This is a genomic window from Duganella sp. CF517 (assembly GCF_900110275.1).
In the GTDB taxonomy this organism is placed as follows: Bacteria; Pseudomonadota; Gammaproteobacteria; order Burkholderiales; family Burkholderiaceae_D; genus Rugamonas.
Window position 1 is genome coordinate 281,639 of the sequence record NZ_FODC01000001.1, and the last position, 20,086, is coordinate 301,724.

General features: G+C 63.9%; 15 protein-coding genes. 9 read left to right on the top strand and 6 right to left on the bottom strand.

From position 1 onward, the window contains the following. The first annotated feature begins 270 nt into the window (after positions 1-270). Positions 271-3,237 (top strand): TonB-dependent receptor domain-containing protein, encoded by a 2,967-nt coding sequence (locus BMX85_RS01055; RefSeq protein WP_143067873.1) that lies wholly within the window; start codon positions 271-273, stop codon positions 3,235-3,237. 409 nt (positions 3,238-3,646) lie between these two features. Here BMX85_RS01055 and BMX85_RS01060 read toward each other — a convergent pair whose 3' ends face one another. From BMX85_RS01060 to guaB, 3 genes are all read right to left on the bottom strand, one after another. After that, positions 3,647-4,486 carry an aldose 1-epimerase gene (locus BMX85_RS01060; RefSeq protein ID WP_090313797.1) on the bottom strand — a complete coding sequence of 280 codons (840 nt, stop codon included), beginning with the start codon at positions 4,484-4,486 and terminating at the stop codon, positions 3,647-3,649. A 320-nt stretch (positions 4,487-4,806) separates the two neighbouring features. Continuing rightward, positions 4,807-6,417: a glutamine-hydrolyzing GMP synthase gene (guaA, locus tag BMX85_RS01065; RefSeq protein WP_090313799.1), complete on the bottom strand. Its 1,611-nt coding sequence runs from the start codon at positions 6,415-6,417 to the stop codon at positions 4,807-4,809. A gap of 66 nt (positions 6,418-6,483) precedes the next feature. Next, positions 6,484-7,956, bottom strand: a complete 1,473-nt coding sequence (guaB, locus tag BMX85_RS01070; protein ID WP_090313801.1) for an IMP dehydrogenase — start codon at positions 7,954-7,956, stop codon at positions 6,484-6,486. Between the two features lie 263 nt (positions 7,957-8,219). Between guaB and BMX85_RS01075 the strand changes: the two genes are divergently transcribed. From BMX85_RS01075 to BMX85_RS01105, 7 genes are all read left to right on the top strand, one after another. Further along, entirely contained in the window at positions 8,220-8,933 is a 714-nt protein-coding gene (locus BMX85_RS01075) for a hypothetical protein (protein ID WP_090313803.1), read from the top strand. 146 nt (positions 8,934-9,079) lie between these two features. After that, positions 9,080-9,637 carry a DUF4124 domain-containing protein gene (locus tag BMX85_RS01080; protein WP_143067874.1) on the top strand — a complete coding sequence of 186 codons (558 nt, stop codon included), beginning with the start codon at positions 9,080-9,082 and terminating at the stop codon, positions 9,635-9,637. A gap of 74 nt (positions 9,638-9,711) precedes the next feature. Continuing rightward, entirely contained in the window at positions 9,712-10,740 is a 1,029-nt protein-coding gene (locus tag BMX85_RS01085) for an HTH-type transcriptional regulator GntR (RefSeq protein ID WP_090313807.1), read from the top strand. 139 nt (positions 10,741-10,879) lie between these two features. Then, positions 10,880-11,404 carry a gluconokinase gene (locus BMX85_RS01090; protein ID WP_229210224.1) on the top strand — a complete coding sequence of 175 codons (525 nt, stop codon included), beginning with the start codon at positions 10,880-10,882 and terminating at the stop codon, positions 11,402-11,404. 251 nt (positions 11,405-11,655) lie between these two features. Further along, positions 11,656-13,002: an MFS transporter gene (locus tag BMX85_RS01095; RefSeq protein WP_090313811.1), complete on the top strand. Its 1,347-nt coding sequence runs from the start codon at positions 11,656-11,658 to the stop codon at positions 13,000-13,002. Positions 13,003-13,039: 37 nt separating this feature from the next. Beyond that, the gene (locus BMX85_RS01100) at positions 13,040-15,421 is read left to right on the top strand and encodes a GH36-type glycosyl hydrolase domain-containing protein (protein WP_090313813.1); all 2,382 of its coding nucleotides are present in this window, start codon (positions 13,040-13,042) and stop codon (positions 15,419-15,421) included. 27 nt (positions 15,422-15,448) lie between these two features. Next, a complete protein-coding gene (locus tag BMX85_RS01105; RefSeq protein WP_090313815.1) occupies positions 15,449-17,713 on the top strand; it encodes a glycoside hydrolase family 3 C-terminal domain-containing protein in 2,265 nt (754 codons plus the stop codon). Between the two features lie 51 nt (positions 17,714-17,764). On the opposite strand, the gene BMX85_RS01110 is transcribed toward BMX85_RS01105, so the two are convergent. From BMX85_RS01110 to BMX85_RS01120, 3 genes are all read right to left on the bottom strand, one after another. Then, positions 17,765-18,439 carry a hypothetical protein gene (locus BMX85_RS01110; protein WP_090313817.1) on the bottom strand — a complete coding sequence of 225 codons (675 nt, stop codon included), beginning with the start codon at positions 18,437-18,439 and terminating at the stop codon, positions 17,765-17,767. Between the two features lie 323 nt (positions 18,440-18,762). Then, on the bottom strand, positions 18,763-19,047 hold the full coding sequence (locus tag BMX85_RS01115; protein ID WP_090313819.1) for an RnfH family protein: 285 nt from the start codon (positions 19,045-19,047) through the stop codon (positions 18,763-18,765). Further along, positions 19,037-19,471 carry a type II toxin-antitoxin system RatA family toxin gene (locus BMX85_RS01120; protein WP_090313821.1) on the bottom strand — a complete coding sequence of 145 codons (435 nt, stop codon included), beginning with the start codon at positions 19,469-19,471 and terminating at the stop codon, positions 19,037-19,039. The genes BMX85_RS01115 and BMX85_RS01120 overlap by 11 nt, the downstream gene beginning before the upstream one ends. Positions 19,472-19,570: 99 nt before the next feature. On the opposite strand from BMX85_RS01120, the gene smpB reads away from it, so the two are divergent. Continuing rightward, entirely contained in the window at positions 19,571-20,020 is a 450-nt protein-coding gene (smpB, locus tag BMX85_RS01125; protein ID WP_090313823.1) for an SsrA-binding protein SmpB, read from the top strand. Positions 20,021-20,086 lie beyond the last annotated feature (66 nt).

Below are 20,086 nucleotides of genomic sequence, written 5' to 3' on the forward strand. Positions count from 1 at the left end.
CCCTTTGCGGAGCCGCCCAAAGCGCGCCTTTAACCCCAAGGGAATAGGCGATTTTCCGTGTTTTTCGCGGTTGTGAAAGGGCCACAGCCGCAAAAATTCTTGCGCAGTTGATTTCATATAAATACTATATATACCGATCGATAACAGTCATCACCAGTTGTTATCGATGGACAGCACACGCAATGGTCTCGACAGCAAGACCAGGAAACAAGACTAACCGCACCCGGCCAGAGAGCGACTTCCGCCGGCGTGCACAACGGAGGAAACAACGTGGAACAAACATCCAAGCTCTGCCTGCTCGGCGGCAGCGCACTCACCATCTTCGCCACCAGCGTCTGCGCCCAGGCCCAAACCACCGAGGTCCAGCAGGCCGCGTCGGCGCCGGCCGCCGCGCAAGAAGCGCCCGCGACACCGGAGAAAGAAGCCGAAAGCAAGGTCGTGGTCGTGACCGGTTCACGCATCCGCACCACCAATCTCGAGCCGACCCCGACCACCGTCATCACGGCCGAAAAGCTCAACGCGACCACCGCCAGCAGCATTCCCGACGCGCTGATGAAGCTGCCGGCGTTCGCCACCAGCCTATCGTCGCCAAACAGCTCGATCGCCTCCAATGGCGCCGGCTTCGGCCAGCCGGGCAACTTCCTCGACCTGCGCGGCCTCGGCACCAACCGTACGCTGATCCTGCAGGACGGCAAGCGCGTGCCGGCCACGGCGTTCGACGGTAAGGTCGACACCAACCTGCTGCCGCAGCTGTTGCTCAAGCGCGTGGACGTGGTCACCGGCGGCGTGTCGTCGGTGTACGGCTCGGACGCGGTCTCCGGCGTGGTCAACTTCATCACCGACAACAAGTTCATCGGCGTCAAGGGCGTGCTGCAGGGCGGCACCTCGAAATACCGCGACGGCAATTCGGCCAAGGGCGGCCTGGCCTTCGGCACCGAAGTCGGCGACCGCGGCCACTTCGAAGGCAGCGTCGAATTCTACGAACGCGCCGCCGTCACCGATACCGCCTCGCGCGCATTCGGCCGCGCCGGCGCCGTGGTGCTCGGCAGCGGCACCGCGTCCAACCCGTACACGACCGGTTACAACATCCGGCAAAACAACCTCTCGTCCGGCGGCCTCGTCACCACCGGTCCGTTCGCCGGCCAGCGCTTCCAGAGCGACGGTTCGCTGGCGCCGTTCGTTTCCGGCACCCCGACCGTCACCAACAACCTGGCCATCGGCGGCGACGGCAGCTCGGCCGAGCACCAGTACCTGTTGTTCAAGCACCGCACCGCGCAGGGCTTCGCCCGCTTCGACTACGACCTGACCGGCAACACGCACTTCTTCGTGCAGGGCCGAACGGCGCAAAACAGCGACTTCGGCGCCAACCAGATCTACACCAACGTCTCGAACGCCAGCGCGGCCAACCCGACCGCCGCTGGCGGCAGCTATCCGCTGTGGATCTACAACGACAACGCTTTCCTGACCGCCGCCCAGCGCGCCACCCTGAACGGCGCCGGCAGCTTCGCGCTGAACCGCATGGACAACGACCTGATGCGCAAGCTGACGTTCAACCAGAAGCTCAAGTCGAGCGCCGCCACGGCCGGCCTGAACGGCGATGTCGGCTACGGCGACTTGCAGTGGGATGCCCACGTCACGCGCGGCAGCAATACCAACAGCTACACCACACTCAACAACGTCAACACGGCCAAGTTCTACGCCGCCACCGATGCCGTGATCGACCCGGCGACCGGCAGCGCCGTATGCCGCGTGGCCCTGACCGCGCCCGGCGCCTACCCCGGCTGCGCGCCGCTCAACCTGCTCGGCGCGGGCCGCGGCAGCGCGGCGGCGATCGACTACGTGCTGGACGACACCTCGTACCGCGCCACCAACACCACCACCGACGCCGCCGTCGACTTCAACGGCACCGTGGTCGAAGGCTGGGCCGGTCCGATCAAGTTCGCCGCCGGTCTGGAATTCCGACACGAAACGCTAGGCATGTCGCCCAGCGTCGGCAGCAATGTGTTCAACCCACAAAACCTGCGGCTCGGCCCGAACGGCGGCGCCACCAGCGGCAGCTATCCGGCCAGCAACCTGGCGTACTTCAAAGAGGTCCCGTCGTCGGCCGACGGCGAGTCGCACGTGCTCGAGAAAAACGTCGAGTTCACCGTGCCGGTGCTCAGCGCCGTGCCGTTCGCCAAGGAACTGACGCTCAACAGCGCCTACCGCCGGGCCGATTACCGGGTCCAGGGCAATGACGCCCCGTCCAACAAGTTCGCCTCCAAGACCTGGAAGCTGGGCGGGGACTGGGCCATCGTCGATGGCTTCCGCGTGCGCGCCACCAAGTCGCGCGATTTCCGTGCGCCGACCTTGTGGGAACTGTACCAAAAGCAGTTCGTCTCCGCCTCTGGCGTCACCGACATCCTCACCAGCACGGCCGGCACGGTCAACAGCGTCAGCGGTGGCAATCCGAATCTGAAGCCGGAAGTGGCCGATGGCTACACTGTCGGCTTCGTGTTCCAGCCCAAGCAAATCAAGAGCCTGAGCTTCGCGTTCGACACCTTCCACATCAAGGTCAAGGACGCGATCGGCACCGTGTTTGGCCTCGATGCGAACGCGCAACGCCTGTGTCTGGAATCGGGCGGCAATTCGCCGTATTGCGCAGCTTTGGTGCGCCCGATCTCGTACAACAACACGACGCCGGCGAACTTCCCGACCCTGGTCTACAACACGCTGCAAAACACCGGTGTGGCCAAGTCGCGCGGTTTCGACGCCGAGGTGAACTATCTGCTCGGCCTCGGCCAGTACGGCGACGTGGCGCTGCGCACCCTATGGTCGCACCAGTCGGAACTATCAGCGATTACGATACCCAACCTGGCCGCCACCAACAACGCCGGTTCGATCGACGCCCCGGCCAACAAGGTCAACCTGTCGGCGACATATCGCAAGGACCGCGTCACCATCGACCTGCTGCAGCGCTTCATTTCATCGTCGAACATCACCAACGTGGCCAACGTGGTGTGGGCTCAGCCGAAGGTCTCTGCCTACAAGCAGACCGACATCAACTTCGCCTACGACCTGAAGATGGATCATGGCGCGATGACCGCTTTCCTGAACGTGAGCAACCTGTTCAACACGGCGGGCGACCTGCAACAGCACCCCGGCTATTCCGGTTCGCCGGGCCTGAAATATCCGTCGCTGCCGTATGCGGATATCATCGGCCGCTACTTCACCGCCGGTGTGCGCTTCAAGTACTGAGCCTTCACGCCTGCCCGGGACAAAAAAACCCGCCTGTAGAGGCGAGCCGAATAGTGCAAAAGACACTAAGGGACGCACAGCAAAGCCGTGCATCCACATGATAGGTCTTGCGCCATCGCCGAGCTATGCCAAACGGCGCTAGAGCCAGTTTGATTTGGTATAGGCGCCGGCGCCGGGCCCAGGTCGCATCGACACGATCACGAGCGCACCGAGTCGTAACGGCTGGCCACCTTGAGCGCACCGTCGAAGCCGATGCCGAGCCTGGATGCTTGCACCTCGCGCCAGGTGGTTTCATTCCTGGCGACGTTCCGGGGCGCGCAGAAAAAGACGACGTCGTTCTCGCGCTTGCATTCGGCCTCCGGGGCGGCACGCGCGCCCGGGAGGCGCGACCGATGCAGTCAGGCGCCGCTCACAGGCTGGCCTGCAGCGTCATCCATGCCGACAACGTCGCGCCCGGCTGCAAGTCGCGCAAGCCGTGAGCGGAGACGCCGTCGCCACGCAGCTGGTGGGCGTTGGGAATGTGCGTGACCGGCTCGATCGCGATGAAGCCGCTGTCGGCGGGACGATAACATTGCAAATAGCCGCAGGCCGGATCGGCGCTGATCAACAGTTTGTAGCCGGGGTAGGACAGCAATGCGCGACCGCACCAGCCCGTGAAGCAATTGTTGACGCGCCAGCCGCCGACGGCGATGTCGTCCGGCGCGAGCTGCGCGCGGAATCCCAACGGCAAATGGTCATCCGAGACATCCCACACGCCATCCCAGCCGGTACTCAGCACGGTATCGGCGCCGGCCGGAAAAAACGGATGAAATCCCAGGCCCGCCGGCATCGCCCGCCCGGCTAGATTGGTGACCGTCAATGTTTGCATCAGCCAGCTCCCGCCCAGGGCGATGGTCAGCGTCGCGCTGAAATCAAACGGCCATGCCGGCCCGGCGGCATGACGCAGGCCGAGCACGAGGTGCGCGGCGTTGCGCTCCAATACATGCCACGGCCGCTGCCAGCCCACGCCGTGCAGGCTGTGCGCCTCGCCTACGTGCGGTGTCAACGCCGGCTCGCCCGGCAACAGGCCCAGCGCGATGCGGTTGGCGAACGGCACCAACGGAAAGCATGCGATGGCATCGACCCCGGTGTTGCCGGGAAAGGCCTGCAGCAGCGATCGCTGCCGCCAGCGCCAGTCGCCGATCGCCGCACCGATGGCGGGAAACACGGTCAGCGTGCTGTCGCCGCATTGAAGTTGAATCGCTTCCAATTAACACCTGTACCAATCATGTTATAAGCGGGCCGATTATACGGTGGGCCAGTCTCGTCCAGCTATGCCGCTTTGCCATGCTCGGGTAACGAAAATCGTATAGGTCGGACGCGCACTACGCCGACCGATTCAAGTGTCGCACCAAGTTTCTGACGCGGCTGCTGGTTCCCCGCCGTACTAGCATAACCACTCGTGAAACCGGCTGCTCGCCAATGTTCGGACTTGCTCCCTTTGCCATCGCCCATAAAAAAGCCCCTGAAAATCAGGGGCTTAATCTCATCCCGTTTAGCCGGCGTTGCCAGCGGCTGCCGAGCTAAAAATCATTCCCACTCGATCGTCGCCGGCGGCTTGCCCGAAATGTCGTACACCACCCGGTTAATCCCGCGCACTTCGTTGATGATGCGGTTCGACACCTTGCCCAGCAACGCGTGCGGCAGGTGCGCCCAATGCGCCGTCATGAAGTCCTGCGTCTGCACAGCGCGCAGCGCGACGACATACTCATAGGTGCGGCCGTCGCCCATGACGCCGACCGACTTGACCGGCAGGAACACGGCAAACGCCTGCGAGGTCGCCTCGTACCAGTTGGTCGGCACGCTGTCCTGATCGAAGCCTGGCACTACCACCGCCTCGTAAGGCGTGTTGCGCAGCTCTTCGATGAAGATGGCGTCGGCGCGGCGCAACAGGTCGGCGAACTCCTTCTTCACCTCGCCGAGGATGCGCACGCCCAGGCCCGGGCCCGGGAACGGGTGGCGGTAGACCATGTCATGCGGCAGGCCCAGCGCCACGCCCAGCTTGCGCACCTCGTCCTTGAACAGTTCGCGCAGCGGCTCGAGCAGCTTGAGCTTCATCGTCTCGGGCAGGCCGCCGACGTTGTGGTGGCTCTTGATGGTCTGGCCCTTCTTGCCCTTGCCGGCCGATTCGATCACGTCCGGGTAGATGGTGCCCTGCGCCAGCCATTTGGCGTTGACCAGCTTGCCCGATTCGACCTGGAACACTTCGACGAATTCGCGGCCGATGATCTTGCGCTTTTGCTCGGGATCGGCGACGCCGGCCAGATGGCCCATGAACTGGTCCTCGGCGTCGACGCGGATCACCTTGACACCCAGGTTCTTGGCGAACATGTCCATGACCATCTGGCCTTCGTCGAGGCGCAGCAGGCCGTGGTCGACGAACACGCAGGTCAGCTGGTCGCCGATGGCGCGGTGGATCAGCGCGGCGGCCACGGACGAGTCGACGCCGCCGGACAGGCCGAGGATGACCTCGTCGGTGCCGACCTGGGCGCGGATCTTCTCGACCGCTTCGGAGATGTAGTCCGGCATGTTCCAGTCCGATTTGCAACCGCAGATCTCGTGCACGAAGCGGCCCAGCATGGCCTTGCCCTGCACCGTGTGCGTCACTTCCGGGTGCCACTGCACGCCGTAGAAATGCTTTTCCTCGTTGGCCATGGCGGCGATCGGGCAGCTTGGCGTGTTGCCCATCAGGACGAAGCCGGGCGGCATTTCCAGCACCTTGTCGCCGTGGCTCATCCACACCTTGAGCATGCCGTGGCCTTCGTCGGTGACGAAGTCGTTGATGCCGTCGAGCAGCTTGGTGTGGCTGCGCGCGCGCACCTCGGCGTAGCCGAATTCGCGCACCAGGCCGTTTTCGACCTTGCCGCCCAGCTGCGCGGCCATCGTCTGCATGCCGTAGCAAATCCCCAGCACCGGCACGCCCAGCTCGAACACGGCTTGCGGCGCGCGCGGCGAGTCGCCGTCCAGCGTGGAGTTGTGGCTGCCCGACAGGATCACGCCGGCGGCGCCGTAATTGCGCACGAACTCGTCGCTGACGTCGTACGGGAACACCTCGGAGAACACGCCGGAGTCGCGCACGCGGCGGGCGATCAGTTGGGTGACTTGGGAGCCGAAATCGAGAATGAGGATTTTAGAATGCATGGATATCTACAGAAGAGGTCTGGAATGGAACAACGCCGGCGTGCTAGCCGGCGTTGCAAGGACTGCTTAGTCGCCGGAACGGTAGTTCGGCGCTTCCTTGGTGATTTGCACGTCGTGCACGTGCGATTCGCGCATGCCGGCCGAGGTGATCTCGACGAACTCGGCTTTGTTGCGCAGCTCGTCGATGGTGGCGCAGCCGCAATAACCCATCGATTGGCGCACGCCGCCGACCAGCTGGAAGATGATCGCCAGCACGCTGCCCTTGTAGGCGACGCGCCCCTCGATCCCTTCGGGCACGAACTTGTCGGCCTTCATCGTGGCGTCCTGGAAGTAGCGGTCGGCCGAACCGTCCGACATCGCGCCCAGCGAACCCATGCCGCGATACGACTTGTACGAGCGGCCCTGGTACAGGATCACTTCGCCCGGCGCCTCTTCGGTGCCGGCGAACATCGAGCCCATCATCACGGTCGACGCGCCGGCGGCCAGCGCCTTGGAGATGTCGCCCGAGAAGCGGATGCCGCCGTCGGCGATGCATGGCACGCCGGTGCCTTCCAGCGCCTCGGCGACGTTGCTGATGGCGGTGATCTGCGGCACGCCGACGCCGGCGACGATACGGGTGGTGCAGATCGAGCCGGGGCCGATGCCGACCTTGACCGCGTCCGCGCCGTATTCGACCAGCGCCTTGGCGGCGGCGGCGGTGGCGATGTTGCCGCCGATGACGTCGACGTGCGGGAACTTGGTCTTGATCCATTTCACGCGGTCGAGGATGCCCTGCGAGTGGCCGTGGGCGGTGTCGACCACCAGCACGTCGACGCCGGCGGCGACCAGCAGCTCGATGCGTTCCTCGTCCTTGGCGCCAACGCCGACGGCGGCGCCGACCAGCAGCTTGCCGTGCTGGTCCTTCGACGCGTTCGGATGCTCGGTCGATTTCTGGATATCCTTGACGGTGATCAGGCCGCGCAGCTCGAAGGCGTCGTTGACGACCAGCACGCGCTCGAGGCGGTGCTTGTTCATCAGGCGCTTGGCTTCGTCGCGGTCGGCGCCGTCGCCGCTTTCCTTGATGAACACCAGCTTTTCGCGCGGGGTCATCTTGGCGCGCGCCTCGGCGTCGAGTTCCTGTTCAAAACGCAGGTCGCGGTTGGTGATGATGCCGACCACTTCCTTGCCTTCGACCACCGGGAAGCCGGAGATGCCGTACTGCTCGGTCAGTTTGATGACGTCGCGGATTTTCATCGTCGGCGGGATCGTGATCGGATCGCGCAGCACGCCGGCCTCGAACCGCTTGACCTTGGCCACTTCGCGCGCCTGGTCCTTCGGATTGAGGTTCTTGTGAATGATGCCGATGCCACCCTCTTGCGCCATGGCGATCGCCAGACGGCCTTCGGTCACGGTATCCATCGCCGCCGACAGCAGCGGAATGTTCAACGTGATATTGCGGGTCAGACGAGTTTTGAGGGACGTATCGGCAGGCAGAACATTCGAGTACGCTGGGACGAGAAGCACGTCATCGAACGTGAGTGCTTTTTGGAGAAGACGCATAGCAATTCCTATAGGCGCAAAAGCAGATTATACAGACTTTGAGCCGTTCTGTCTGGAACTTCGACGCCGCCCCGCCGCGGCCCCCGCCACGTCGCGCGGGCGTTCTTCAAACACATAGCATGGAAATATTGTAAATATTTCTAGAATGTGATGTTTGGTTAGATTGCATGTTTAACATTCTGTGTATAGTGCCGGCGGCTCTTGGTTTTTTAATATCGCCAGCGAGTCGCTCCACTTATTTCAACCACCATTCAGGAGTACACGTGAACAAGACGATTTTGAAGTTGCTGTCGGCGGCCGCGCTGGTCGCCACCGTCGCCGCGCCGGCTGTCGCCGCCACCGCCCACGGCCGCGATGTCGACGTAACGATCGAGGGCTTTACGCCGGTGTCGAGCACCGGCAATACCTTCACCTTTTCCGGCGGCCGCTACGATGAAGACGGCATTCCAAGCAATACGTCATATAAGCAGCTCTTCCTGATCGATGCGCACGCCGGCAAGGCGCTGACGGGCAAAATGAGCTTCACGATGGACGTCGAATACGAATTCGGCACCGACCCGAACCCGTGGCCGCACACCGGCAACTACAGCGCCTATGCCCGGGCCAGCTTCGACGTGCTGTCGCCGAACTGCGGCACCTGCGGACCTTTCGACGCCGAACTGCTGGGCAATGCACAGGGTGCCAACACCACCATCATCACGTCGCCGACCAACGGCAAGTTGTCGTTCGCCTCCAACGCATCCGCCGCCAGCGGCAGCTACGACAGGCTGTTCGCCTACATGTTCTACGACATGGCGCTGGACCCGGCCTATGGCTCGTTCAACATCACCGCGCTGACCGTGTCCTTCGAGGCGGTGGACGCGGCGAGCCCGGTGCCGGAACTGCCGCCGTTCGCCATGATGGGCGCGGGCTTGGCGGCCCTGGGCCTTTGCGCGCGCTACAAAGGCCGCAAGAAGACTGCCGCCATCGCGGCGTAATGCGCTGGCTGGCGTAACCCGCCGGAACTAAAAAGGGGCGTCGGCGCCTGCCGACGCCCATGCGCCCTGCCCGAGCCTCATGCGAGATCGGTTGACACCCGCACCGAATCATGGCGAAATCAGCTCCAACGTTACCGGAGCGCACCATGGATCACTTCCGCAGCACTCGCCGGGCGCGCCCGCCGCTCGCACAATCCGTCCTATTGCTGGCGCTGCTGGCGCTGCTGGCGCTGGGCCTGCCGCGCGCGGCCCTCGCACAGTACATCTGGATCGATGACAAGGGCGTCAAACAATTGTCGGACCGCCCGCCCCCGCCGTCGGTACCCGCAAAGCGCATTTTGAAAGCGCCGGGCAAGGTCCCGTTCAACCCCAACGCCGCGCCGTTGGACGTCGATGAGCCGCCCGCCGCTGTTCCGTCCGCCGACGCCGGGGCCAAGCCCGCCCCCACCCTGGCACAGCGTAACGAAGCCTTCAACAAACGCCGCGCCGACGCCGAAGCCGCCGAGCGCAAAAGCGCCGAGGAGGCCCGGCAAAAGGCCGACACCGCCGCCAATTGCGAGGCCGCCCGGCAAAACCAGCGGGCGCTGGAGCAAGGCATGCGCATGGTCAATGTCGATAAAAACGGCGAGCGGGCCATCATGACCGACGCCGAGCGCGCCGAATTGGGCAAAAAGAATCAAAAAGTGTTGGCTGGCTGCCAATAAGCACTGCCCTGCCTCTCCCTTTGGACATAAGCTGCCGTATGATATCGCTATCACTACCACTATAAGTATTACTGATGACGAAATCACAAGCGGGCAGGAGCCGGGCCAGCGGCCGCATCACCCTGGCGATGGTGGCCAAACACGCCGGCGTGGCGACGATGACCGCGTCGCGCGCCATCACCCAGCCGGACATGGTGTCGCAGGCGCTGCGCGACCGCGTCGACAAGGCAGTGATCGAACTGGGCTACGTGCCCAACCGCGCCGCGCGCGCGCTGGCCTCGTCGCAGTCGAAGGTGATCGCCGTGCTGGTGCCGTCGCTGTCGAACGCCGTGTTCACCGAAGTGCTGGCCGGCATCCAGGACGCGCTCGACGCCGACGACTACCAGATCCTGATCGGCAACACCCGCTATTCCGACCAGGAAGAGGAAAAACTGATCGGCACCTACCTGCAATCGAATCCCGACGGCATGCTGTTGTCGGGGCTGTCGCACAGCGACCGGGTGCAGCAGATCCTGACCAACTCGCGCGTGCCGGTGGTGTCGATGATGGACATGTCCACCGACCCGGCCCAGCTGACCGTGGGCTTCTCCCAGTTCCAGGCCGGCCAGGCGATGACGCGCTATCTGCTCGACAAGGGCCACAAGCGCATCGGCTTCATCGGCGCCCAGCTCGACGAGCGCACCTTGCGCCGCGCCGAGGGCTACCGCCAGGCCATGAACGAAGCCGGCCTGGCCGACGTCCGGCTGGAGGTCATGGTCGCCGAGCCGTCGACCATCGCGCTGGGCGCCGAGCTGTTGGGCCGCATGCTGGCGCAGGCGCCCGACTGCGACGCCATCTTCTGCTGCAATGACGACTTGGCGCACGGCGCCATCTATCAATGCCAGCGGCGCGGCATCTCGGTGCCGACCCAGCTGGCGATCTGCGGCTTCAACGACCTGCCGGCGTCGGCCTGGATGAATCCGTCGCTGACGACGATCGGCACGCCGCGCTACCGCATCGGCTTCGAGGCGGCCACCTTGCTGCGCGCGGTCATCAAAGGCGAGGCGCCGCCCAACCGCCAGATCGACCTGGGATTCACGCTGATGGCCAGGGAAAGCGCCTGAGCTTGGAGCGGCCAGCCGGCCGCGCCGTCGCGTCCACGCGCGCTCGCCTTGGTGCGGCGCACCATAGATTCTTGTTTACAAATCGCCGCAAAAGCTTACACTACAAACAATCTGTTAGCGCTAACATGCATCTACCACTATGAGTAATCAAACAACGCAGGTCCGCTGGGTCGTCATGGGCGTGAGCGGCTGCGGCAAAAGCTCGGTCGGCCTACAACTGGCCAGCGCGCTGGGCGCGCCCTTCCTGGAAGGCGACACCTATCACTCATACGCCAACGTCGCCAAGATGTCGGCGGGCATGGCGTTGACCGACGACGACCGCGCCGACTGGCTGAAGGCGCTGCACGGCGAGATTGCCGCGGCGCGCGACCGCCAGTCCGGCCTGGTGCTGTCGTGCTCGGCCTTGAAACGCCGTTATCGCAATCTGCTGCGCGGGGCCGACCCGCAACTGCGCTTCGCCCATCTGCACGGGCCGCGCGAGCTGATCGCCGCGCGCATGGCGGCGCGCCCCGGCCACTATATGCCGACGTCGCTGCTGGACAGCCAGTTGGCGTCGCTGGAGCCGCTGCAGGCCGACGAAGCCGGCATCGTGCTCGACATCAGCAAGGAGCCGGCGGAACTGGTGCGGGAGATCTTACAAACCTATAAGCAGGAGACACGATGACAGCCACCATAGTTACCGCTACCAAGATTACCGCCCAACTCGCGCCGCCCGCCCCCGGCTGACGGCCGCACACCGAGCTCTCTCGGGGTGGCGTCTCCCGCCACGCTGGATCGTGCAAGTGCATGCGCGCGCGAGTACGGTCCCGGCGTTCCGCCCCGTTCGGGCAGTGGAGTTCCGGCTTCACTGCCTGTTTTTACATGTGCAAGAACCGACGGCATTAGACTGTCGGGTATCGTTAAAACAAGGCGACTGTGAATAAACAACTGACCTGGCGCGAAAAGATCAGCTACGGCATCGCCGATATGGGCTTCAATTTTTATTGGACCAATATCGCGACGTTCCTGCTGATCTACTACACCGACGTCTTCGGCATTTCGGCCGGCGCGGCGGCGTCGATGATGTTTACGATCAAAATCATCAACGCCTTCACCGACCCGATGATCGGCGCCGCCGCCGACCGCACCAGCACCCGCTTCGGCAAATTCCGCCCCTATCTGGTCTGGGTGCCGGTGCCGCTGGCTTGCGCGGCCATCCTCACCTACACCACGCCGGACCTGGGCCACGACGGCAAGATCGTCTGGGCCTACGCCACGTACCTGCTGATGATGGTCTGCTACACCTGCATCAACATCCCCTACAACGCGCTGTCGGGCGTGTTGTCGGCCGATCCGCAGGAGCGCTCCACCGTCAACGGCCTGCGCTTCATCTTCGCCTTCGCCGGCGGCACCCTGGTCACCGCCGCCACGCCGGCGATGGTGTCGTGGCTGGGCGCAGGCGACGACAAGCTGGGATGGCAGCTGACGATGCTGGTGTGGAGCATATTCGCCTCCGGCCTGTTCGTGCTGACGTTCCTGAACACGCGCGAGCGCATCGCGCCGGCGCCGTCGCAGAAATCCAACGTCGCGCAGGACATCCGCGACCTGTCGCAGAACCGGCCGTGGGTGGCGCTGTTCTTCCTGGCGCTGATCATCATGATCACCATCACCTTGCGCACCACCAGCGCGGCCTACTACTTCAAATATGTGGTGGGACGCCCCGAGCTGATGCAGGGCTTCGTGCCGGCGTATATGATCTCGGCCGCCGTCGGCGCCTCGATCACGCCCTTCCTGACGCGCTTCGTCGACAAGAAGAAGCTGATGATGATTTTGATGAGCGTGACCGCCGTGCTGTCGTCGGCCTTCTTCTTCGTGCCCAAGGACCAGGTCACGTTGATGTTCGCGCTGCAGATCGGCATGGGCCTGGCGCTGGGACCGAAGTCGCCGCTGGCCTTCTCGATGTACGCCGACACGGCCGATTACAACGAATGGCGCACCGGCCGCCGCGCCACCGCGATGACCTTCGCCGCCGCCACGTTCTCGCAAAAGCTCGGCACCGCGATCGCGGTGGCCGTCATCGGCTCGCTGTTCACGCAGCTGGGGTATGTCGCCAACGCGGCGCAGTCGGCCGGTTCGCAGGCCGGCATCGTCTGGTTGATGTCGTTCATTCCGGCCGCCTTCGCGGCGCTGGCCGTGGTGGTCATGTTCTTCTATAACCTCGATAACACCAAGCTGGTTCAGATCCAGGCCGAGCTGGAAGAACGCAAAGCCAAACCCGCATAACCCCGCATTCAATTCAGCTTAATACGGAGACCGTCTCATGCTACGCCCAACCCACAATGGCGACCGCTTCGAACTGACCAGCGCCACGGCCATGCCGCGCGCCGCCGGCTTCCTGTGGAACCAGAAAATGATGATCCAGGTGACCTGCCGTGGCTACGCCGTCGCCCAGTACATGCAGCCGGAACCCGCCAAGTACGCCTACGCGCCGAACCTGGAGGCCAAGACCTTCATGCAGCCGGAGCAGAACTACTACGCCCACCACCCGGGCCGCTTCTTCTACATCAAGGACGAGGAAACCGGCGAGCTGTTCTCGGCGCCGTATGAGCCGGTGCGCACGCCGGTCGACAGCTTCACTTTCTCGGTCGGCAAAAGCGACATCGAATGGACCATCGAGTATTTGGGCCTGCGCATCGAACTGACGTTGAGCATCCCGACCAGCGACGTGGTGGAACTGTGGTCGCTGCGCGTGACCAATCTGTCCGGCCGCGCGCGCAAGCTCAGTGTCTACCCCTACTTCCCGATCGGTTACATGTCGTGGATGAACCAGTCGGGCGAGTATCGCGCCGACCTGGGGGGCGTGGTGGCGAGCAGCGTGACGCCGTATCAGAAGGTCACCGACTACTTCAAGCAAAAGGATTTCAAGGACAAGACCTACTTCCTGTGCGAGCAGGCGCCAGTGGCGTGGGAAGTGCAGCAGCAGGCGTTCGAAGGCGAAGGCGGCCTGCATTATCCGAGCGCGATCCAGGAACCGTTGCTGGCCAACGGCGACGCCCGGTACGAGACGCCGGCCGCCGTGGTCCAGTACCGCCTGGAACTCGCGCAAGGCCAGTCGCACGACTACCGCTTCATCTTCGGCCCCGCCTTCGACGACGCCGAAATCATCGCCATGCGCGAAAAATACCTGGGCGCCGCCGCCTTCGACAACGCGCGCAAGGACTACGCCGACTACATCGCCGGCGGACGCGGATGCCTGCGCATCGAGACGCCCGACAAGGAGCTCGATAACTTCGTCAACAACTGGCTGCCGCGCCAGGTGTTCTACCACGGCGACGTCAATCGCCTCAGCACCGATCCGCAGACCCGCAACTACCTGCAGGACAATATGGGCATGAGCTTCATCAAGCCCGGTGTGATGCGCGCGGCTTTCCTGCATGCGCTGTCGCAGCAGGAAGCCAGCGGCGCGATGCCGGACGGGATCCTGCTGGCCGAAGGCGCGGAGCTCAAATACATCAACCAGGTGCCGCACACCGACCATTGCGTGTGGCTGCCCGTGGCGCTCAAGGTGTACCTGGACGAAACCGGCGACTACGACATCCTCAACGAGGACGTCGTCGGCCACGACAGCGGCGTCGCCATCACCGTCTCCGAGCGCATGAGCAGCGCGATGGACTGGCTGCTGCAGGCGCGCGACAAGCGCGGTTTGAGCTACATCGCCCAGGGCGACTGGTGCGATCCGATGAACATGGTCGGCTACAAGGGGCGCGGCGTGTCGGGCTGGCTGACGGTGGCCACCGCCTACGCGCTCAACCTGTGGGCCGATATCTGCGAGAAGAGCGGCGCCGCCAACGCCTCGCTGGCGGAAAGCGCGAAGCACTTCCGCGCCGGCGCGGTGGCGGTCAACCGCGCCGCCAACGAGCACCTGTGGGACGGCGACTGGTACGCGCGCGGCATCACCGACGACAACGTCACCTTCGGCATCAGCAAGGACAAGGAAGGCCGCATCTATCTGAACCCGCAGGCCTGGGCGATGCTGGGCGGCGCCGCCGACGCGGACAAGCGCGCGGCGATGATGGCGCAGGTCGAGGAGCAGCTGGACACGCCGTACGGCGTGGCGATGTTCGCGCCGCCGTACAGCGCCATGCGCGACGACGTCGGCCGCGTGACGCAAAAGCACCCCGGTTCGGCGGAGAACGGCGCGGTCTACAACCACGCCTCGATTTTCTACATCTATAGCCTGTACACGGTCGGCGAAGGCGACCGCGCCTACAAGCTGCTGCGCCAGATGATCCCCGGCCCGAGCGAGGCCGATTACCTGCAGCGCGGCCAGCTGCCGGTGTTCATCCCGAATTACTATCGCGGCGCCTACCACCAGTATCCGCGCACGGCCGGCCGCTCCAGCCAGTTGTTCAACACCGGCACCGTGTCGTGGGCCTACCGCTGCTTCATCGAGGGCCTGTGCGGTTTGAAGGGTGACACCGACGGTTTGCTGGTCGCTCCGCAGCTGCCCAAGCACTGGGACGGCATCAAGGTCACCCGCCAGTTCCGCTACGCCACGTTCGAGGTATCGATCCGCCGCGCCGATGTCGGTGAAATTCAGGTCGCGCTGGACGGAAAACGATTGCCTGAACCGCGCGTGACCGGTATCGTTGCGGGTGGCGTATACGCGCTCGAGGTTTTAATCCCGCGCGCCGACCTATAAATCGAAATATAAGGACATAGCAATCGTATGAAGAAGCGTCTCTGGCTGTCACTGGCACTGGTTTATCCCCTCATGCTGTCTTCCACGTTAAGCGGAGCGGCCCATGCCGCCGACGCCAAGCGCCCATGGCTCGATAAAAAGCTGACGCCGGACGCGCGCGCCGAGCAGCTGGTCAAGGCGATGACGCTGGATGAGAAGATCCAGACCGTGTTCGGCTACTTCTCCACCGATTTCGAGTCCAAGAAACACGTCGCGCCAAAGGAAGGCCGCAAGGATTCGGCCGGCTTCATTCCGGGCATCGAGCGTCTTGGCCTGCCGCCGCAATGGCAGGCCGACGCCGGCGTCGGCGTCGCCACCCAGGCGGCGTCCAAAAAACCTTACCAGCGCACTTCCCTGCCCTCCGGCCTGGCCACCACGGCCACGTGGAACCCGGAACTGGCGTTCGCCGGCGGCGCGATGATCGGCAGCGAGGCGCGCAAGACGGGCTTTAACATCATGCTGGCCGGCGGCGTCAACCTGCTGCGCGAGCCGCGCAACGGCCGTAACTTCGAATACGGCGGCGAAGATCCGCTGCTGGCCGGCGTCATGGTCGGCGAGCAGATTCGCGGCGTGCAGTCGAACCACATGGTCTCGACGCTGAAGCACTTCGCCTTCAACGACCAGGAAACCAACCGCAATCACGTCAACGTCAAGATCGACGACACAGCCGGCCGCATGTCAGACCTGCTGGCGCTGCAAATCGCCATGGAGCGCGGCGATCCTGGTTCGGTGATGTGCGCGTACAACCGCGTCAACGGTTCCTACGCCTGCGAGAGCGACTATCTGCTGAACCAGGTGCTCAAGAAGGATTGGGGCTTCAAGGGCTACGTCATGTCCGACTGGGGCGCGACCCACTCCACCGTTCCCGCCGCCATGCACGGGCTGGATCAGCAGTCGGGCCACCCGTTCGACAAATCGGCCTACTTCAACGAAGCGCTGAAGGAAGCGGTCGTCAACGGCCACGTGCCGCAGGCGCGCCTGGACGACATGGTCAAGCGCATCACGCGCGCCATGTTCGCCAACGGCTTGATCGAGCATCCGGTGGTCACGCCGACCACCGACGACGCCGGCATCGACTTCGCCGCCAACGGCAAGATCTCGCAGTCGGACGCCGAGGAAGCCATCGTCCTGCTCAAGAACAGCAACGACCTGCTGCCGCTCGGCGCCAACGTGCGCACCATCGCCATTATCGGCGGCCACGCCAATGTCGGCGTGCTGTCCGGCGGCGGCTCGGCGCAGGTCTATCCGGTCGGCTTGTCGCCGGTCGCCAACGAGGGCCCGGCCTTCTTCCCGGGACCGATGGTCTACCACCGCTCGTCGCCGATGCAGGAACTGAGCACGCGCACCGGCGCCAAAGTGGTCTACAACGACGGCAAGGATGCCGCCGCAGCCGCCAAGCTGGCCGCGTCGAGCGACGTCGCCATCGTGTTCGGCAACCAGTGGATGGCCGAGGCCATCGACGCGCCTGACCTGAACCTGCCGAACAAGCAGGACGCGCTGATTTCGGCAGTGGCCAAGGCCAACGCCAAGACCATCGTGGTGCTGCAAACCGGCGGCCCGGTCGTCATGCCGTGGCTGAACAACGTCGGCGCCGTGGTCGAAGCCTGGTATCCGGGCACCAGCGGCGGCGCGGCGATCGCGCGCGTGCTGACCGGCGAAGTCAATCCGTCGGGACGCCTGCCGGCCACCTTCCCGGCTTCGGTGGCGCAGTTGCCACGTCCGGTGCTCGACGGCGACGCGGTGACCAAGGATGAGAACATCATCGAAAAGATCAGCACCGACTACAACATCGAGGGCGCGGCCGTCGGCTACAAGTGGTTCGACCTGAAAGGCCACAAGCCGCTGTTCCCGTTCGGTTACGGCCTGTCGTACACCAGCTTCGCCTTTGCGGACCTGAGCGCGAACAAGTCGACCGATGGCGCCGGCATCGACGTCACCTTCAACGTGCAGAACACCGGCAAGCGCGATGGCAAGGCGGTTGGCCAGGTGTACGTGTCGCCGGCGGCCGGCGGCTGGGAAGCGCCGAAGCGCCTGGGCGGCTGGGACAAGGTGGCGGTGAAGGCCGGCGCCAGCGGCAAGGCCAAGGTCAAGATCGATCCGCGCCTGCTGGCCATGTACGACAGCGCCAGCAAAACCTGGAAGATCGCCGGCGGCGAGTACATCGTGACGCTGGCCGAATCGGCCGGCGCCAAGCCTGCGGCCACCGTCAAGGTCAAGCTGGACGCGCGCACGCTCAACATCAGCGGACGCTAAGCCGTCCCGCACGCGGCATCGCGGTTCACGCGATGCCGCAGTCCCCTCGCATCATTTCTCTTTCCAGAACACGTCGACCGTGTCGACGCTGTTCTGATTCCACGCCTGGACCTTGGCCTCGACGAAGGTGCCTTCCGTATCGTCCCGCGGCGTGATGCTGGTCGCGTGATAGCGGAACTGCGCGCCGTGCTTTTCCTGCGCAAGCTGTTCTGCCTTCTTCTTTAAATCACTGTTCTGGCCTAGCTGTTTGCCGGTCAGCGCCAGCATCGACAGCGCCACGCCAATGGTCAGCGCCACGTTGATGGCGGGCTTCTTGCGGCCAGCGGTCTGAATCGCCGATTGCACCGGCAGGCGGCCCAGTTGCTGCAACAGCCAGTACAACAGCGCGCAGAAGACCGCCAGCGGCAGCGCCGCGCCGAGATGGGCGGCGGGCGCCACGCGTAGTTCGGTGATAGTCAGGTCGAGCGGCTGCATCAGCGACATCGCGCCGCTGGCGATCGCCATCGGCAGCAGGATGGCGGCGATCCAGATCAGTGCGGAGGCAGCCTTGAGGCTGCCGCGCATCAGCAGCACGCCGGCGATCACGGCGGGGATGGTCATGCTGTAGGAATAGCTGGCGCCGGTGGACAGGCGCCAGATCATGTAGGCGATATCGACCGCGCCAACCACCAGCAGTACGACGCCGGCGCGGTGCAGGATTGGTGGTGCGGTGTGCGTTTCGATCAATTTGGCTCCGCAGTAATTACAATGAGCCAATATTGTAGCTGATGCCAAACCGGCCGCTCGCCTATGCCGCGCTCGATGTCAGTGGGTGAATCCGCATGCAGTCGACGAAAAGATTGTAGTAAATCATGCTCCCGGCGAAATCAAGACCGCGTCATTCTCTTCCCACCAATGGCACGGCGTCTGAGCTATCTCAATGGAAGCCGCATTGGGACCGGCCGGATAGAGCGCCTGAGCAAAATCGGCGCAAACCGTTACGCCATTCAACGGGAAGGCGTCACAGATTGATCAGGCCGTGTCCGAATGACAGACTTGACCCCGGGCTGTCAGGCGGAGAGCTTGCGGCGGCGGCGCGCTTGCTTGGGATCGGCGATCAGCGGGCGGTAGATTTCAACGCGGTCGTGCTCGCGCAGCACCGTGTCCAGCGGCTTTTTCTTGGCATAGATGCCGACCTGCATCGTGGCAAGGTCGATGCCGGGCACCTCGGCCAGCACGCCGCTGGCGGCGATGGCCTGCTCCAGCGTGGTGCCCACGGGCACCCGCAACGCGCGCAGGAATTGCACCGCGTCGCTGGCGTAGCAGACCTCGACGTTGATCGGTTCAGCCGCCATAGACGGTTTCCGCCCGTTTGCAGAAGGAATCGACCATGCTGTTGGCGATCATGCCGAACACCGGCCCGACCAGCTTGTCCAGCAGGGTGCCAGAGAATTCGTAGCGCATATCCAGTTCGATCTTACAGGCATCCTCGCGCAGCGCCTTGAACGTCCACACGCCGTCGAGGCACTTGAAAGGACCGTCGACCAGCTTCATCTTGATGGTGGTCGGCGCCGTGTTCTCGTTGGAGGTGGTGAAGCTTTGCTTGACGCCGTGGTAGTTGATGCCGATGCTGGCCACCACCACGCTGTCGCCACGCTCGCGGATCTCGACGCCGCTGCACCACGGCAGAAACTTGGGATAGTCATCGATGTTGGCAACCAGGTCGAACATCTGCTGGGCGCTGTAACCGAGGAAAACTGATTTGTGCACTACTGCCATTGGCTAACCATTTGCTATGATGTTGAATTAGTCGCGTTTTTTGACGCGAAGCAGTAGTTTAACCGACCCGCACGGGTTTTCAGCTGATTTACGAACCCCATGACCATAGCCGATAACAAAAAAGCCTTTTTTGACTACTTCATCGAGGACCGCTACGAAGCGGGCATCGTGCTCGAAGGCTGGGAAGTGAAGGCAATCCGCGACGCCCGCGTCCAGATCAAGGAGGCCTACGTCACCATCCGTGGCGACGAGCTGTTCCTGTTCGGCGCCCACATCAGCGCGCTGCCCACCGCTTCGACCCACATCAGCCCGGAAGCGGTGCGCACCCGCAAGCTGCTGCTGCACCGCCAGGAGATGGACAAGCTGATCAGCAAGGTCGAGCGCTCCGGCTACACCTTGGTGCCGCTCAACCTGCATTACAAGGGCGGACGGGTCAAATGTGAAATCGGCCTGGCCAAGGGTAAAAAAATGCACGACAAGCGCGCCACCGAGAAGGACCGCGACGGCAAACGCGAAGTGGCGGCGGCGATGAAGACCCACAGCCGCTGAAACCGCCAAAACTGTTGCGCGCTCCGTACACAACCCGGTCCCGAACCGGGTTTTTTATCGCCTTCA

What these genes read in the sequence shown, in the direction of transcription:
- guaA (WP_090313799.1), bottom strand. Translation starts at nt 6,417, where the DNA reads ATGCATTCTAAAATCCTCATTCTCGATTTCGGCTCCCAAGTCACCCAA.
- guaB (WP_090313801.1), bottom strand. Translation starts at nt 7,956, where the DNA reads ATGCGTCTTCTCCAAAAAGCACTCACGTTCGATGACGTGCTTCTCGTC.
- BMX85_RS01080 (WP_143067874.1), top strand. Translation starts at nt 9,080, where the DNA reads ATGGATCACTTCCGCAGCACTCGCCGGGCGCGCCCGCCGCTCGCACAA.
- BMX85_RS01085 (WP_090313807.1), top strand. Translation starts at nt 9,712, where the DNA reads ATGACGAAATCACAAGCGGGCAGGAGCCGGGCCAGCGGCCGCATCACC.
- BMX85_RS01090 (WP_229210224.1), top strand. Translation starts at nt 10,880, where the DNA reads ATGAGTAATCAAACAACGCAGGTCCGCTGGGTCGTCATGGGCGTGAGC.
- BMX85_RS01100 (WP_090313813.1), top strand. Translation starts at nt 13,040, where the DNA reads ATGCTACGCCCAACCCACAATGGCGACCGCTTCGAACTGACCAGCGCC.
- BMX85_RS01105 (WP_090313815.1), top strand. Translation starts at nt 15,449, where the DNA reads ATGAAGAAGCGTCTCTGGCTGTCACTGGCACTGGTTTATCCCCTCATG.
- BMX85_RS01115 (WP_090313819.1), bottom strand. Translation starts at nt 19,047, where the DNA reads ATGGCGGCTGAACCGATCAACGTCGAGGTCTGCTACGCCAGCGACGCG.
- BMX85_RS01120 (WP_090313821.1), bottom strand. Translation starts at nt 19,471, where the DNA reads ATGGCAGTAGTGCACAAATCAGTTTTCCTCGGTTACAGCGCCCAGCAG.
- smpB (WP_090313823.1), top strand. Translation starts at nt 19,571, where the DNA reads ATGACCATAGCCGATAACAAAAAAGCCTTTTTTGACTACTTCATCGAG.